Raw genomic sequence first — 14377 nt, forward strand, 5'->3', positions numbered from 1 at the left:
GAATACGCCAAGCTCTACCAGGAAGATGACAGCGTACAGTCCGACGCTGATGATATGGACGACAAGCTGCTACGTGCAAGCGAGCCCCCTTCCAATGTGCGGAGGGCGCAAGCCGGTGAAAGAGCAGCGAACTTCTCCCTGCTTTTCGGTGCCCTCGGCCTGCTATCTCTCTTCATAGGGTTTTGGTGGTCTGCCGATGGCATTGAAATCGGTATACTCCTGGTCATCGTCGCACCATTCCTGAGTATCTTAGGTCTCCGACAGGCATTCGTGGCACGACGGCACGGTAAGCACGCCATCGGGGGCATGATTCTCAGCGCGATGGGTATAGTCGTTGTCCTTGCTATCGTCGCCCTCATCATAATGATTCTGAGCGCCTTGTCCGGATTAAATGATGCAGGCCCGTCGAGGAGCCTGAACGCTCTTATGCTGTACTGGAACTAGCCTCGAGATAAATACAGAAAAGTCCTGCCCCTCATTGTGAGGAGCAGGACTTTTCTGTGTATATGCCGTATGTTTCGGCAGGTGGAGCCTGACATGCTTGTTCCCTCTGATGGAAAGGTCTAGGGTGAAGGTAACACCCGGTATTGAAAGGTTGTGGATGCGATGTCGCAGCTACCCCAAAACAACGAAGCCTTCGATTACAACCCCGAATACGCCAAGCTCTACCAGGAAGATGACAGCGAACAGTCTAGCCCGGATGCTTCTGACGAACAGCTACTATCCGCAAACGAGTCCCCGGATGACTCTTCGGATGGTTCTCCGGATGAGCCCGCAGATCAAGCGGTCGGTAAGGGAATGGCGAACTTCTCCATACTCTTTGGCTTCCTCGGTCCCCTGTCTTTCTTCCTAGGGGGTTGGCTAATTGTCCAAGGTTTTGGAGAAAATGGTACGCAGGTAGTTATCTTTTCACCGTTGCTGAGCATCCTGGGTCTCTGCCTGGGGATCTCGGCAAGACGGCACGGTGCTCGTGCCACCGGTGGTCTGGTTCTTAACGGTCTGGGGATATGCTTTTTCCTCTGTATCGCCTTCCTCATCATGATAATTGCGAACGCGTTGTCGGGTATTAACTAACGGCGCCTCCGGTAACTTGAACCGGTATATGTAAAAGCCCCGTTCCTCGAATTGAGGAACGGGGCTCTTCGCGCTCCACACGTGGAGCAGAAGCTAAAACGCGGATGGTAAGGGATTTGAACCCTTGAGACGGGGTTACCGCCTACTGGTTTTCAAGACCAGCTCCTTCGGCCGCTCGGACAACCATCCATACGCACCAGAGACCGGCATTTTATGGCAATACCGTGCCGCAGGGCACTACGAGATTATCTCACGATGTATGCTTTCTGTAAATCGAGTGCCGATGAGGGCACATCCGCTCAGGAGGAGGGCTCATGCGAGCAATTATTGAGGAAAACCACGGCGGTCCCGAGGCGCTTCGGGTCAGCGAGATTCCCGCCCCCGTTCCCCGCTCGCGTGAGGTGCTCATCCGCGTTCGCGCCGCCGGAATCAACCGTGCGGATGCCCTGCAACGCCGCGGATTCTACCCGCCCCCTCCTGGATCAAGCTCCATCTACGGCCTGGAAGTGGCCGGGGAAATCGAAGCCGTTGGCGAGGGGGCATCCGTTGAGAACTGCGGTCGCCCCGTGATGGCTCTGCTCCCCGGAGGTGGGTACGCCGACTACGCGACGGTTCCGGTGGATCTGCTGCTGCCGAAGCCCGAGAACCTGAGCTTTGAAGAGGCCGCGGCGCTACCCGAGGTGGCCGCCACGGTCTACTCCAACCTAGTACTGACCTGCGGCATGAGCATGGATCCCGCCGAGAACCTGCGCGAGGACGGGCAGAGCGCCACGGTGCTGGTGCACGGTGGCACCGGGGGCATCGGGGTGCACGCCATTCAGGTGGCCCTGGCCGCGGGAACCCGCGTATTCGCCACGGTTGGGACCGAAGAGAAGGCGGAGTACGTGCGCTCGCTGGGTGCTGAACCCATCGTGTATCGGGAACATTCGTTCCGGGATGTCGTTCTGTCGGAGACCGGAGGACGCGGCGCGGACTACATCCTGGACGTCGTGGGCGGGCGGTACTTTGAGGATAACCTGCACACCCTCGCCGACGGTGGGCACCTGTGCATCATCGGGTTGCAGGGCGGACGAAAGGCCGAGCTGGACCTCGCGTACGCACTCACGCACCGGCTCTCAGTGCACGCCACGAGCCTGCGCAGCCGCCCCGAGGCCCAGAAAGCCGAAATTCTGCGCGGCGTGCGCGAGCAGGTCCTCCCGCTGGTCGAGTCGGGTCGCATCGGCGTGGGTCTTGACCGGGTATTCCCCCTGGAGGCCGCGGCCGAGGCGCACGAGTACTTTGATTCTGGTCTGCACCGCGGCAAGGTGGTGCTACGGGTCGATTAGACAGGTTTCCGTGGGGTGCGGAGAAAACCTTGTTGCCGCGCTCCGCGAAACGTGACATAAATGCTCATATTTCCCTGACGATCCGTCACCAAAAGAAGATTTAGGGTAACCTAAGTATAGATGGGTTTGTAGCTCGCCGCGGAAGGTGATGTACGCATCCGACGCTCACCGGCCGCGAGCGACTCCCACCCGATAACCGTTCACGGCACACACCTAACGTAGAGGAGGACTCATGGGACTCAAAAGCTACCTGCAATCGCGCCGAGACGACGCCGAGCTCGGCAAGGGCATCTGGCGGCGCTCCCACGACCGCTTTATTCGCGGCATCGACCGATTCCACCAGGTGCTCGAGCGTCTGGCGGGCACCGAGTCCTCTGCCTCCATGATTGAGCTCATCGTGCCGGACGCCAACGAGCTTGCCGACCTCATCCCCCGGGTGCGTGCCGTGGCCATGGAGGCCCACCGCCTCGCCCCCAGCGACGGCGATATCCCCGCCTCGCAATTCGGCACCTACTCCGACCTCAACCGCGCCCTCTCCAAGGCCGGCAACGCCGTGGCCCTCTGCGCCGAGGCCCTGGCCATGGCCCGCTGCTTCGGCGAGTGCACCACCGGATGCGACCGCCAGGTGAGCGTGCACCGCCGCGTTGAGACCGTGGTGCAGCACGTGCAAGAGGCCGAACGCCTCATCCAGCGCGCCCAGAAGGAAGCGGCCGGCGAGCTGACCTTCGACGACGGAATCCCCGTGGGACGGACCGAACTCGTCGAGGCCTAGTGGTGCGTCAGTTTGATGCTCCACCGGGCACACGATACGCTTAAAAGAGAGGTGCATGACACCCCGCAAGCGGTTCAGTCACAATGGATGTGACGATGGTACGCAATCGAGAATCGCAGCTCGGTCCAGGCCCTCTACGGCACAACCAATGCATTAACGATTGACGGAAGAAGTCACACACCATGTTTGAATTCCATCGGAACGAGCGCGCGCGCCAGCTGCGCCCCAGCCTCTCCCGCTCCTGGTTGCTCGTTCGCGCCAACGCCAGCGAAGACGTTTTTGAGCAGGCCTTCGAATCCGAGGCCGATTCCATCATTATTGACCTCGAGGACGGTTGCCCGCCCGAAGAGAAGGACGCCTCCCGCGAACAGGTCGTCCGCATGCTGAACTCCGGCGTGGTTGCCTGGGTTCGTATCAACGCCATCACCACCGAGCACTGGTGGAAAGACGTCAAGGCCCTCAAGAACGTGAAGGGTTTGCGAGGCGTCATGCTCGCCACCGCCGAGCACGCCACCGACATCGACCGTACCTCAGCTGAGCTGCCCGCCGGTACCCCCATCATCGCGCTGATTGAATCGGCCCTGGGTGTGCACCACTCGGTCGAGATTGCTCGCGCCATCGGTACCTTCCGCCTGGCCTTCGGCGCGGGCGACTACCGCCGCGACACCGGTTCCTCCGCAACCCCCATGGCCCTGGCCTACGTGCGTTCGCAGCTGGTCATCGCCTCCACCCTGGGTGGCCTGCCCGGCCCCATCGACGGCCCGACCCTCGGCGCCTACGGCGGGGACCTCTCCAAGGCCTGCGGCTTCGCGAGCGACCACGGCATGACCGGCAAGATTACCCTGGATATCCGCCAGGCAGAGACTATCAACGCGGCCTTCTCGCCCAGCGAGGTTGAGATCGAAGAGGCCCACCAGATGCTCGACGTGCCCATCGACGGCCCCCGCGACGGTTCCTACCTGCCGCGTTACCTGCGCGCAAAGAAGGTCAAGGAACTCGCCAAGGTTTACGGCCTGTGGGGCAAGACCGACAGCGACTTCCAGCGCGCATCCAAGTAACGCGCCGGCCCTATAGCGATGGCCGCGCATCCGACCCCTCGGAGGGATTCGGATGCGCGGCCTTTGGTTTAACGCTCCGGCCACCGACCGGCGGACGGGCTTGGCGACTAGTTGCGCGGGGAACGGCCGCCCGTAAGGGCGTGCGCGGCAACGTAGGACGTCGCCAGGGAAATCACGATGGGCACCAGGAACGAGGTGTCGTCCTCGTAGACGGCGCGGTAGAAGAACCAAACCGCCAGCGAAATCACGAGCGCCAGCACGTAGACGATGGCGAAGCGCACGGTGGGGGTGAACGGGGCGCGCTGCGAGGAGCCCTTGCGGGCGGAGGTGCGGGACGAAGACATGAGGCCTCCCGGGATAGAGCGAGCTGTCGGACGCCTCGGAACGGGGTCGGGGCCTCGCGTGCCGAAGACGATACTAAAAACCGCCGCAACACACCGGAAACCGGCCTTGTTACGGCGGATGTGGAGCCCCCAGTGGGATTCGAACCCACGACCTTTTCTTTACGAGGGAAATGCTCTACCCCTGAGCTATAGAGGCACATACGCTACCTGCCGCGTTGAGACGGGCTTTCCGCGGAACAGTGCATACCCCGCAATAGTACCAAAAAGGCGGGGGAGAGGCGAATCATCGCGTTGCTACGGCGGCTCCGCGCAAGAGCCCCGCGCGGACGCGTCATGCACCCGCCGCGCCGGCGGGATAAGATGAACCTAAGCGTTATCCGTGCGCCCCGGCACCGATTCTTAGGAGGAATACCATGACCTCACCCTTTACCCGCCGCGCCCTGCTCATCGGCGCGCTTCCCGCCGCCGCACTGGGCCTGAGCGCCTGCGGCTCATCCCGGGCCTCCTCTACCGCCTCCGCGAGCGGTTCGGCAGGCGGCTCAGCGAGCGCCACCTCGGAGAGCACCGCCGCAGCATCGGCGAGCGCATCCGCTACTCCCTCGAGCTCGGCTTCGGAGACCGCTTCCGCATCGGCTACCGCGGATGACGGTTACGTCGGCTTCCGCCTCAACCGCGAAGTACCCGGCGCGGGCACCGCAACCCTGTACACCGACTTCCAGTGCCCCTACTGCGCCAAGGCAGAACCCAAGTTCGAGGAGGCCGCCAAGAAGCTCGACGGCGTGCTGAACGTGACCGCCCGCCACATGCCCCTGAGCATGCACGCCAACGCCGTGCCGGCCGCCCTGGCCGTGCAGGCCGCAGAGGCGCAGGGTAAGCACCTCGAAATGGCCGATAAGCTCTTCGCCACCCAGAACGACTGGAAGGGCATCAAGGAGCGCGATAAGCTTCGCACCCTCTTCAACGACTACGCCAAGGAACTGGGCCTGAATACCGAAGAATTCGACAAGGTCCTACTCGCCTCCGACACCGTCAAGCCCATCCAGCGCGACTACGAGCACGCCGTCAAGATTGGCGTGAAGGGAACCCCCACCTTCGCCGTGAACGATAAGGTCATCGAGGGCCTGGATTCTTCCTCCTCGGTGGATGACCTGGTCAGCACCTTCAAGCGTGAAGCTGGCGTGAAGTAGTGGCACACATTCAGCTTTCCGGCGGGCAGCGCGCCGAAATTCACCCCGACGGGTTCAGCGAGCACGGCCACGTCCTCGAAATCGGTGGCGCCGAGCAGTCCCACGTGGATACCGCGGATCCCTCCTACGTGTTCTACGAGTACCTGCGCCGCATCGCGAACGCGGTGGATGCGCTCGCCCCCGCCGGCGAGCCCATTACCGCCGCGCACCTGGGCGCGGGGGCGCTGACCCTCGTGCGCTATATTCAGGCGACCCGCCCCGGCTCCCGCCAGGTTGCCGTGGATATTGAACCCGAGCTCATGGGTTTTGTAACGGACCGCCTGCCGCTACCCGCCGGAACCGACTGCCAGCTCGTGGTGGGCGATGCCCGCGAGCAGCTGGCAAACCTGCCCGAACTGCTGGGCGTGCCCGGCTTCGACGCGATTATCCTCGATATTTTCACCGGCATGGATGCACCCGCCCATCTGGCGAACCGCGACTTCTACCGCGAACTCAAGGACGTCCTGAGTGAACGCGGCATGGTCGCCATCAACGTGGGTGACGACGCGGGTTTGCCCTTCTTCCAGCTGCAGGCGGCCGCCATGCTCGAGGTCTTCGATTATGTGTGGTGCCTGTGCGAAAGTTCGATGCTCAGCGGCGAGAACGAGGGAAACCTCGTACTGATCGGTACCTCCTGCGAGCTGGACGAGGACACCCAGGACCTACTGTACGCAATGGGACCGCATCCGGCGGAGGTGCTTACCACCGACGAGCTGCGCGACCTGCTGGACAGCCTGGAGGCTTAGGCGCGAGATTTAAACCGTTGAGGCGGGTACCGACCGGGTACCCGCCTCAACGGTTTTCTATATGCCGTGCACCGGCGACCCCGGGCCGTCGCCCGCGGGCGGGGCCTATTCGGGCAGCGGCATGGGAACGGGCTCCTCGCCCTCATCCTGCTGCTTGGAAGAGCCGCTCTGCGCGGTGGTCAGCGTAATGCCCACGCTCGCCGTCATGAGCAGGCAGATCGCCACCCAACGAATCGGGCCCGTCTCCTGGTTTAGCAGCGCCCAGCCGGCAATCGCCGCGATGGCGGGCTCCATGCTCATCAACACGCTAAACACCTGCTGCGGCAGGTTGCGCAGGGCCATCAGCTCCGCGCTGTAGGGAATCACCGAGGCGAACATCGCGGTACCGAAAATCATGAGGAGTAGCACCGGGTCCTGAGCCGCGTTCCACAGCGGCTGGGATGCCGGAACAACCGCCGCCGCCGGGGCAATGAACGCGGCGCCGACCAGCATCGCCACCGCCAGGCCGCTTGCACCCGGAACCAGGGCACCCCCGGGCACGAGATACTATCCTACGTGCTACCCGGGGGTGCGAGAAAGAAGAGACATGCTCTCCAGCGCAATATTCAGCTGGGCTCTCTACGGCTACCTAGAGGCCCTTCGCCTCGCGGTCGGCCCTAATCTGCTCGGCCGATGGAAGCGTAATGGAACTGGTCGCCATCTGTGCGATATCCACCGCGTGCGCATCCACCGCACCAGGGAGGTAGCGATCCATCTCCTCGCTATCACCGCGCTCCTGGGCCCGTTTTTGGGCGCGGGCGTGCGAAATGGAGATGCCGATACTCGCCAGCACCAGCAGCGAGATGGCCAGCCAGCGAACCGCATCCGTCGGCTCGGCCAGCATAATGACGCCCACCAGCGCGGCAATCGCCGGTTCCAGCGAAAGCACCACACTGTAGATGTGCGCCGGCAGCAGGCGCAGGGAAGAGACCTCACCCAGGGCCGGGATGGCCGAGGCCAGCAGGCCCATCAGACAGCCAATTGCCAGCAGGTGAACGTCCTGAGTCACCTTCAACAGGTTATTGCCACTCAGAATAAACGGGAACGGCAGCACCAGCAGCGTGGATACGGCGTTGCCCATCACCATGCCGCCCATACCCGGGATGAGCGCGCCCACCTTCTCCGTCGCCAGGATGTAGGCGGCACGCGAAATCGCCGTCAGCACCGCGAAGAACACGCCCACCAGGGCAAAGTCCTCAGGCTTGGCCTGTGATTCGGCCGTCAGAATCGCCATGCCGCTAAAGGACAGGGCAATCCATACCAGGTCCAGCTTGCGGCGGGACATAACGGTCGCCAACACCAGCGGGCCCATAAACTCGATTGCCACGGCAATCGCCAGCGGAACCTGCTCAATCGCCACGTAGAAGAAGGCGTTCGCGCCGGTGAGGGCCACGCCCAGCACGATGACCGCGGTCCATTGCGCGCGCGTCCACGCGAGAATATTCGGGCGGAAGAACACGTACAGCAGGATGGTGGAAGTCAGCAGACGTAGCGCCACCACACCCCAGGGCCCCAAATCACCCATGAGCTGCTTCGCGAGGGCTGAACCGAATTGCGCGGAAATAATCGCGCCGGTCGCGTAGGCGACACCCAGCCCCTGAGTGGCCAGGGGAGAACGCGCAGCCGTGGGCGTGCTGGCGGAAGAAGTCATGGTAATCCTTTACAGCATGAAGCGTAAGCAAGTATCGGCGGTACAGCCCAACCCGAATCGCCGTGAAACGGGTCACGCATTATGCAGACAATGAATAGTGTGTAACCTAGGACAATTTTACGCGGTTTAAAAAAGGGCGCAAATAAATGGGAAGCGATTTCAGAAGCGCCGCCGCGCCGGCTGGACGACCGCGCTCAAGCCCTCGGTGAACTCAAGCCCTCGGTGAACAAGGCTCTTCCAGCCCGCCGGAAGGCCCGCCCGTTCAGGAAATATTCACCCGACCGTGCTTTACTAAAGACATGATTGACCCGAAGAAGTCTCTATTCGATGAGGACGGCAACCCCCGTCCCGCGCTAACCACCACCCTCGACAACGTACTGCGCATGCAACGACCGCTCGCGCTGTCCATCGTCAAGAAGCTGCGCGAAGCGCACCCCGACGAAACCCCCGCACAGATTCACAAGCGCCTCGACCGCGCCTACCTGCGCGACATCACCGCCATCGGTGGCGTGACCGGCGCATCCGCATTCGTGCCCGGCGTCGGCACCATTACCTCCATGAGCCTCTCGGCGCTCGCCGTGGGCGGTTACATGGAGCGCACCGCCCTCTACGCCCAGGCCGTCGCCGAGCTGCACGGCGTGCACGTGCACGACCCCGAAACCGCCCGCTCCATGGTCATGGCCATCATGCTCGGCGAGGAGGGCTCGCAGCTCATGAACACCGTGCTGCTGCAGACCGGTAAGGCAAGCGGCGTATCCAACAAGTGGGGTATGCTGCTGGGCAATTCCTCCGGCGGCAAGATGTTCAGCGTCGAGCGCACCATCCGAAACATGTTCATCCGCCGCTTCCTCACCCGCCAGACCGGTGCACTGCTCGGCCGTGCCCTGCCCTTCGGCGTGGGCGCAGTCGTTGGCGGTGGCGCGAACCTGACCCTCGGCAAGGACGTCGTGCGCAACACCCGCCGAGCCTTCGGCGACGCACCCGCCTACTTCCCCACGGAGCTCATGATTACCCCGCGCGCACCGCGCGTAAAGTCCGAAGAGGATGAGTCCCCGGAGAGCACCCGCGGCGAACGAGGCCAGCTCGTGGATAAGGCCGGTTCGATTCTCAAGGGTGCGGGCAAGGTCGCTAGTAAGGCTGCCGGAAAGGTCTTCACCCGCGGCAAGGGCCACGACACTGAGACCGAAAACCGCCCCATGCTCGAGCGCTAAAACCCTCGCTGGTTAGCAGACATAGCAAAGCCCCAACACGTTGAAGACCCCGGATCCCTGAACTCAGGGACCCGGGGTCTTCAGCGTTAAGGCCGGCGTTCAGCCGATGCTACCGACTACGCGTTCTTCGCGTGATCGAGCAGCTGAGCCGCAATGCCGTTGTAGGTGTGCGGGGTCAGGTTCGACAGACGCTCCTCGGCCTCGGGGGAAAGGCCCAGGGTTGCCACAAACTCCTTGAGGCGAGCCGCATCCACGCGGTGACCACGAGTCAGCTCCTTCAGACGCTCGTAGGGGTTCTCCATGCCGGGAACACCCGCGATAGCCTCCGCGCGCATCACCATCTGGATTGCCTCGGCCAGAACCTCCCAGTTGGAGTCCAGGTCGGCGGAAATCACGTCGGCCGCGATGTCCAGGCGCTTCAGGCCCTTCACCACGTTCGAGATGGCCAGGACCGAGTGACCGAAGGCCACGCCGATGTTGCGCTGAGCCGAGGAATCGGTCAGGTCGCGCTGCCAGCGGGAGGTCACCAGGGTCGAGCCCAGCGAATCCAGCAGGGCGTTGGAGAGCTCCAGGTTAGCCTCCGCGTTCTCGAAGCGAATCGGGTTAACCTTGTGCGGCATGGTGGACGAACCGGTCGCACCGGCCACCGGAATCTGGCGGAAGAAACCAATCGAAATGTAGCTCCACACGTCGGTGCAGAGGTTGTGCAGCACGCGGTTGAAGTGCGCGATATCCGAGTACAGCTCGGCCTGCCAGTCGTGCGACTCAATCTGGGTGGTCAGCGGGTTCCAGGTCAGGCCCAGGTGCTCAACGAAACCGCGAGAAATCTTCTGCCAATCGGCGGTGGGCACCGAGGCGTAGTGCGCGGCATAGGTGCCGGTCGCACCATTGATCTTGCCGAGGAACTCGGTCGCCTTCACATGCTTGACCTGGCGCTTCAGGCGATAGGCGAGCACGCCCATCTCCTTGCCCAGGGTGGTCGGGGTTGCGGGCTGACCGTGGGTGCGCGAGAGCATGGGAACCTCGCGGCCCTCCTCGGCCAGGTTCAGCAGAACCTCAATCAGCTCCTCGGCTGCGGGGATCCACACGTTCTGCACGGCATCCTTGATGCCCAGGGCGTAGGAGAGGTTGTTGATGTCTTCGGAGGTGCAGCCGAAGTGAACCAGCGGCACCAGGTGGTCCAGGCCCAGGCCCTTCAGACGGCGACCGATGTAGTACTCGACGGCCTTCACGTCGTGTACGGTCACGGCCTCAATCTCGGCCAGCTCGGCCACGGATTCGGCGTTGAAATCGGTCACGATGGCGCGCAAGCCCTTCTTCTGCTCCTCGCTCAGCGGGGACAGGCCCGGCAGCACCTTGTGCTCGCACAGGTAGATGAACCACTCGACCTCGACGTGGATGCGGTCGCGGTTCAGGGCGGCCTCGGAGAGGTAGTTCGTCAGGGGTGCGGTGACGGATGCGTAGCGTCCGTCCAGGGGGCCCAGAGCGAGTTCGCCGGTGCCCAAATCGATACGGCCAGAAGGCAGGATGGTGTTATTGGTGTGAGACATAACTCCATTTTCGCATGGATCGCCGGAAAATGCGGGCGGGGTGCGGGGCGGTGGGCGGTTGGAGGGTGCTCTGGATAGTGGTTTGGGCGAAGGCCCCGACTGCGGTCCGGGTGGTGTCGGGGATGGTCCGGGCGGCGCTCGCCGCGGGCGCGCCGACTCCAACGGGTGGGCGCTTTTTCGGTTCCGAAGCGGTTTCGGAGTGGCTTCGAGGCAATCTTTGCGCGGAAATATGACGGCGGCGGAAGCTGTGGATAAAGCATTTTGCGGGTTCTGCAGCTCAAATCCGTGCGGATTTTTCGTTTTGTGGGGTCGCTATCCACAGGTGGCTAAAAGCCGGGGGGAGCAACGCCGGCCCGCCCATAGGCTGGAACCAAAGTCCACCCGCTAAGCCGGTATCCGTAACCGGCTCCTCCGAAAGGACGCGCCGTGCCTACCTTCGTCGATTCCACACCGCCATCTGCGCCTCCGGGAACCCCCAACCCGCCCAGCACCGCGGATATTCTGCGTGCCGCCGGCCATATGGGCATCGGCTCCGCGGCCGGACGCGCGTTCGCCGCCTCGCTCCTCGCGGCAGCCGCCTTGGCCCGCACCAAGGGTGCCGAGCTTTCCGCACGCATGCGCGCCGAAGCCCACGAGATACAGGGGGTCTACGCGCGCACCGGCGAGCTCGGAACAGAGCACTGGGCCTCGGAGGCGGGCCGCGCCTTCCGCAGACAGCTCGAAAGGCACCGCGACAGTATTCGAGACAGGGCACAGATTGCCGAGAACGCGGCGGCCGATATTGCCGCCGCCGCTGAAGAGCTCGCCGCCGAACTGACCGCCAAAGCCCAGGCCGTTACCGCCGCGGCCGGTGCCCTCGACAGCCTTCTCGGGTCCCTCACGGATACCGCCGCCGATATCCTCGACCCCGGAAAACTGGAGGACCTCGTGGCCCGCCACGCGGGGTCCGCGCAACACGAGCTTGATTCCCTCATGCACGTCACCCTCCCCGAGGGGCTCAACGCGCTCGTTACCCGCCAAACCGGCTATTAGACCGCTACTCACTGCTAGTCGTCGCTAGGAGAACCCATCTAGGAGAACCCATGACCAACGCAACGTACGCCCTTCCCATCGAGGGGAGCGGCTCGGCCCCCACAGGGGCGACCATCACCGTCACACTGGAAGAGATGCCCGCCATCGCCGATTCCCTCGCCCACGCCAGCCAGCGCTGCGCTGAACGTCCGGTGCCCATCTCGAGCATTGGCGCAGAGACGATGCTCTTTCTCGGGGTCAACGCGCGCGCCCGTCTGGCCAGCGGCCAGTGCACCATGTTGGCCGCCGGGATGGGCGAAAGCGCCGCCGATCTGGTGGCCACGGCGGTGGCCGTGCGCCTCGCCCACAGCGCCTACCTGCAGGTCGAGAACATGGTAGCCGGCTGGTTCGAATCGCTCGGTATCGCCCAGGACGGTAAGCTCCCTGACGGGCTGACGGTGCGAACCCACATCCGCGGCGCCCTCGCCGGCGACCCCGACGAGGTCCGGTACCTTATCCGGCTGACGCTGCCCGAGCTCGGGTACTATAGCGCATCAATAGCGATGCCCTATTCACCCCTCGTCGCGGCGGTACTTTTCGGAGCGACAGCCTATCTTGACGCCCGACTCAACCCCGAGATTGCCCGCCGGCGAGTGGCTGGACGGCTGTCCAGGATCACCGGAATCCCCGCGAAAATCATTGAGAAATTCATCGGGAGGGCCACCCTATCGTTGAAGAGAGAGAATACGTGGCGGGACGTGGGCAGCACGGCACACAACGTGCGTACCGCTTCGGCTGATGAGTACGGGGTCGCGGCGCACCGGGGAGAGAAAAATCAGCTTTCCGTAGGCTCCAGCTCGGAACGTTTGCAGGCGGCTGCCAAAGCCCAGGACCAGGAATTCGAGCGTTCTCAGCAGGACCCGACGAAGGGCGAACGCGGCGCCGTGATGGTCACCGTCATGTACGAAGAAGGCCACGAGGGTGACCCCGCCTACGCCCTGTACGTGGTGAGTATTCCGGGGACTAACTTTGACTCCTGGGGCGGCTCTCCCATGGACCCTGCGGGTGCTGTGCGTGAAACGTTAGGTGAAGATACCACGAGGAACCCCGCCTATCGGATGGTTCTTCAGGCTTTGCGTGATGCCGGTGCGCCGCAGGGGGCCCGCGTGTACCTGGAAGGGTTCAGCCAGGGAGCCATGATTGCCTACAACATGGCTAATAGTTTCGAGGTCGCCAAAGAAATCAACATCGTCGGTATCTACGCCCAAGGTGCTCCGCTACGAGGTTTGCCCGCCAAACGCCGAGACTTCGCCGTGGACTATGTGGAAGGCGAAGGCGATATTGTTCCGGATAGTGCACGGCGGGAAGAGGGCGGCTGGCGTCCTGACGACCGTGATACAGCAATTACCATCCAGAACCCTGTACACGATGGCGAAAAATACCGAGAAGCTCTAGAGCGTGAGGGGCATAGTAACGCGGTTTTTGGTGGCATGCGTGCGGCGATGGATGGTAAGGAATACGTGCTGGGGGAGCAGAAGGTTACCTCGGGTTCTGCTATGCCGGACGGATACAGCCTAGCTGAGCGAAGGGACGTAACGATCTCACGTATCGGAATCTACTCGCGACAGGCCTACAAATCGGGGGTTAGGTTTGACGAGAAGGGTGTAGACGAAGCGATTGAACATGGAACAGGTGGAATGATCAAGGGCGTTCAGGACGCCAAAGATAAGGGGGAACGGATCCAAAAAGCAGCCCAAGATACGTGGGAGAGCGCCGAACGGCGTCTCCCTCACCCGGGCCCTAAACCGTCGCAGGAGCCGGGGAGCCCGAAGCCGACCTGGCCCGAGATGCCTGCACCGCAGACGCCCAAAACACCTCCCCTGCAGGGATACGACCCGCAGAATGTTCCGTCCGCCATCAACTTGCCGGCGGACCTGAGCGGCCCGGAGCCTGCCCCTATCAAATTGCCCGCTCGAGTCGAGCCGGAGGGTCCACCACCCCCTGCAGATTTGCTCCCGCCGGACCTTCTACCAGAGCCCGCAGGCTCACAGGCAAACATCGGAAAGGTTATTAATCAGCCAACCATCGATGACCTGCCACTCCCTAAAATTGGTTCTGCGTTTGCGGGCACATTCCTCGGGCCCCGACAGGGCGGGGACTACGATGGTGAGGAATCGCTTACCCCCGACCTACCAGAGCTGAAGCCTGTTCCCATGCCCGTGGCGCCGGCCGAGGACATCGACCCGGGGTTCCACACGCCGATTCCTCCCGAGGAGATCGACCCGGGGTTGATACACCCCGCACCGGAGCCTCGGCGCGCCGTCACCGTTGAGCGGGAGCCGGTATTTGCCTAGTGGGGAGCCCGGCCGG

The 14377-nt window shown here is 63.1% G+C and carries 14 protein-coding genes and 2 tRNA genes; 10 read left to right on the plus strand and 6 right to left on the minus strand.

Annotated features, from left to right (window positions below; all coding sequences use genetic code 11):
- Together HMPREF2630_RS03640 and HMPREF2630_RS03645 are read left to right on the plus strand one after the other, a co-directional pair.
- Positions 1 to 444, plus strand: a 444-nt coding sequence (locus HMPREF2630_RS03640) for a hypothetical protein (RefSeq protein ID WP_168162476.1), incomplete at its 5' end; no start/stop codon positions are given.
- 162 nt (positions 445 to 606) lie between these two features.
- A complete protein-coding gene (locus HMPREF2630_RS03645; RefSeq protein ID WP_070483442.1) occupies positions 607 to 1074 on the plus strand; it encodes a hypothetical protein in 468 nt (155 codons plus the stop codon).
- Between the two features lie 101 nt (positions 1075 to 1175).
- Here the strand turns inward: HMPREF2630_RS03645 and HMPREF2630_RS03650 are convergent.
- Positions 1176 to 1263: transfer RNA gene (locus tag HMPREF2630_RS03650), tRNA-Ser, on the minus strand.
- Between the two features lie 125 nt (positions 1264 to 1388).
- On the opposite strand from HMPREF2630_RS03650, the gene HMPREF2630_RS03655 reads away from it, so the two are divergent.
- From HMPREF2630_RS03655 to HMPREF2630_RS03665, 3 genes are all read left to right on the plus strand, one after another.
- Positions 1389 to 2399 carry an NAD(P)H-quinone oxidoreductase gene (locus HMPREF2630_RS03655; RefSeq protein ID WP_070483443.1) on the plus strand — a complete coding sequence of 337 codons (1011 nt, stop codon included), beginning with the start codon at positions 1389 to 1391 and terminating at the stop codon, positions 2397 to 2399.
- Positions 2400 to 2631: 232 nt separating this feature from the next.
- The gene (locus HMPREF2630_RS03660) at positions 2632 to 3171 is read left to right on the plus strand and encodes a dehydrogenase (RefSeq protein ID WP_070483445.1); all 540 of its coding nucleotides are present in this window, start codon (positions 2632 to 2634) and stop codon (positions 3169 to 3171) included.
- 182 nt (positions 3172 to 3353) lie between these two features.
- Entirely contained in the window at positions 3354 to 4229 is an 876-nt protein-coding gene (locus HMPREF2630_RS03665) for an HpcH/HpaI aldolase/citrate lyase family protein (protein ID WP_049344249.1), read from the plus strand.
- 107 nt (positions 4230 to 4336) lie between these two features.
- On the opposite strand, the gene HMPREF2630_RS03670 is transcribed toward HMPREF2630_RS03665, so the two are convergent.
- Positions 4337 to 4573 carry a hypothetical protein gene (locus tag HMPREF2630_RS03670; RefSeq protein WP_049331448.1) on the minus strand — a complete coding sequence of 79 codons (237 nt, stop codon included), beginning with the start codon at positions 4571 to 4573 and terminating at the stop codon, positions 4337 to 4339.
- A 121-nt stretch (positions 4574 to 4694) separates the two neighbouring features.
- A tRNA-Thr gene (locus HMPREF2630_RS03675) sits at positions 4695 to 4769 on the minus strand.
- Positions 4770 to 4986: 217 nt separating this feature from the next.
- Between HMPREF2630_RS03675 and HMPREF2630_RS03680 the strand changes: the two genes are divergently transcribed.
- Both HMPREF2630_RS03680 and HMPREF2630_RS03685 read left to right on the plus strand, forming a co-directional pair.
- Positions 4987 to 5760: a DsbA family protein gene (locus tag HMPREF2630_RS03680; RefSeq protein ID WP_049344253.1), complete on the plus strand. Its 774-nt coding sequence runs from the start codon at positions 4987 to 4989 to the stop codon at positions 5758 to 5760.
- A complete protein-coding gene (locus tag HMPREF2630_RS03685) occupies positions 5760 to 6545 on the plus strand; it encodes a spermidine synthase (protein ID WP_049344257.1) in 786 nt (261 codons plus the stop codon). The genes HMPREF2630_RS03680 and HMPREF2630_RS03685 overlap by 1 nt, the downstream gene beginning before the upstream one ends.
- A 105-nt stretch (positions 6546 to 6650) precedes the next feature.
- Here HMPREF2630_RS03685 and HMPREF2630_RS03690 read toward each other — a convergent pair whose 3' ends face one another.
- Complete coding sequence (locus tag HMPREF2630_RS03690; protein ID WP_239663124.1) at positions 6651 to 7085, minus strand: EamA family transporter; 435 nt, start codon at positions 7083 to 7085, stop codon at positions 6651 to 6653.
- 88 nt (positions 7086 to 7173) lie between these two features.
- Positions 7174 to 8235, minus strand: coding sequence for an EamA family transporter (locus HMPREF2630_RS03695; protein WP_049343130.1), 1062 nt, complete (start codon positions 8233 to 8235; stop codon positions 7174 to 7176).
- Positions 8236 to 8534: 299 nt separating this feature from the next.
- Between HMPREF2630_RS03695 and HMPREF2630_RS03700 the strand changes: the two genes are divergently transcribed.
- On the plus strand, positions 8535 to 9446 hold the full coding sequence (locus HMPREF2630_RS03700) for a hypothetical protein (RefSeq protein ID WP_049343131.1): 912 nt from the start codon (positions 8535 to 8537) through the stop codon (positions 9444 to 9446).
- A 116-nt stretch (positions 9447 to 9562) separates the two neighbouring features.
- Here HMPREF2630_RS03700 and purB read toward each other — a convergent pair whose 3' ends face one another.
- On the minus strand, positions 9563 to 10996 hold the full coding sequence (purB, locus tag HMPREF2630_RS03705; protein ID WP_049331463.1) for an adenylosuccinate lyase: 1434 nt from the start codon (positions 10994 to 10996) through the stop codon (positions 9563 to 9565).
- Positions 10997 to 11422: 426 nt separating this feature from the next.
- Here purB and HMPREF2630_RS03710 point away from each other — a divergent pair, with 426 nt between their 5' ends.
- On the plus strand, positions 11423 to 12028 hold the full coding sequence (locus HMPREF2630_RS03710) for a hypothetical protein (protein ID WP_049343132.1): 606 nt from the start codon (positions 11423 to 11425) through the stop codon (positions 12026 to 12028).
- Between the two features lie 50 nt (positions 12029 to 12078).
- Positions 12079 to 14361, plus strand: coding sequence for a hypothetical protein (locus HMPREF2630_RS03715; RefSeq protein WP_053090102.1), 2283 nt, complete (start codon positions 12079 to 12081; stop codon positions 14359 to 14361).
- Positions 14362 to 14377: the final 16 nt, after the last annotated feature.

Origin of the sequence: Rothia sp. HMSC072B03 (assembly GCF_001809565.1) — a bacterium.
GTDB lineage: Bacteria > Actinomycetota > Actinomycetes > Actinomycetales > Micrococcaceae > Rothia > Rothia mucilaginosa_A.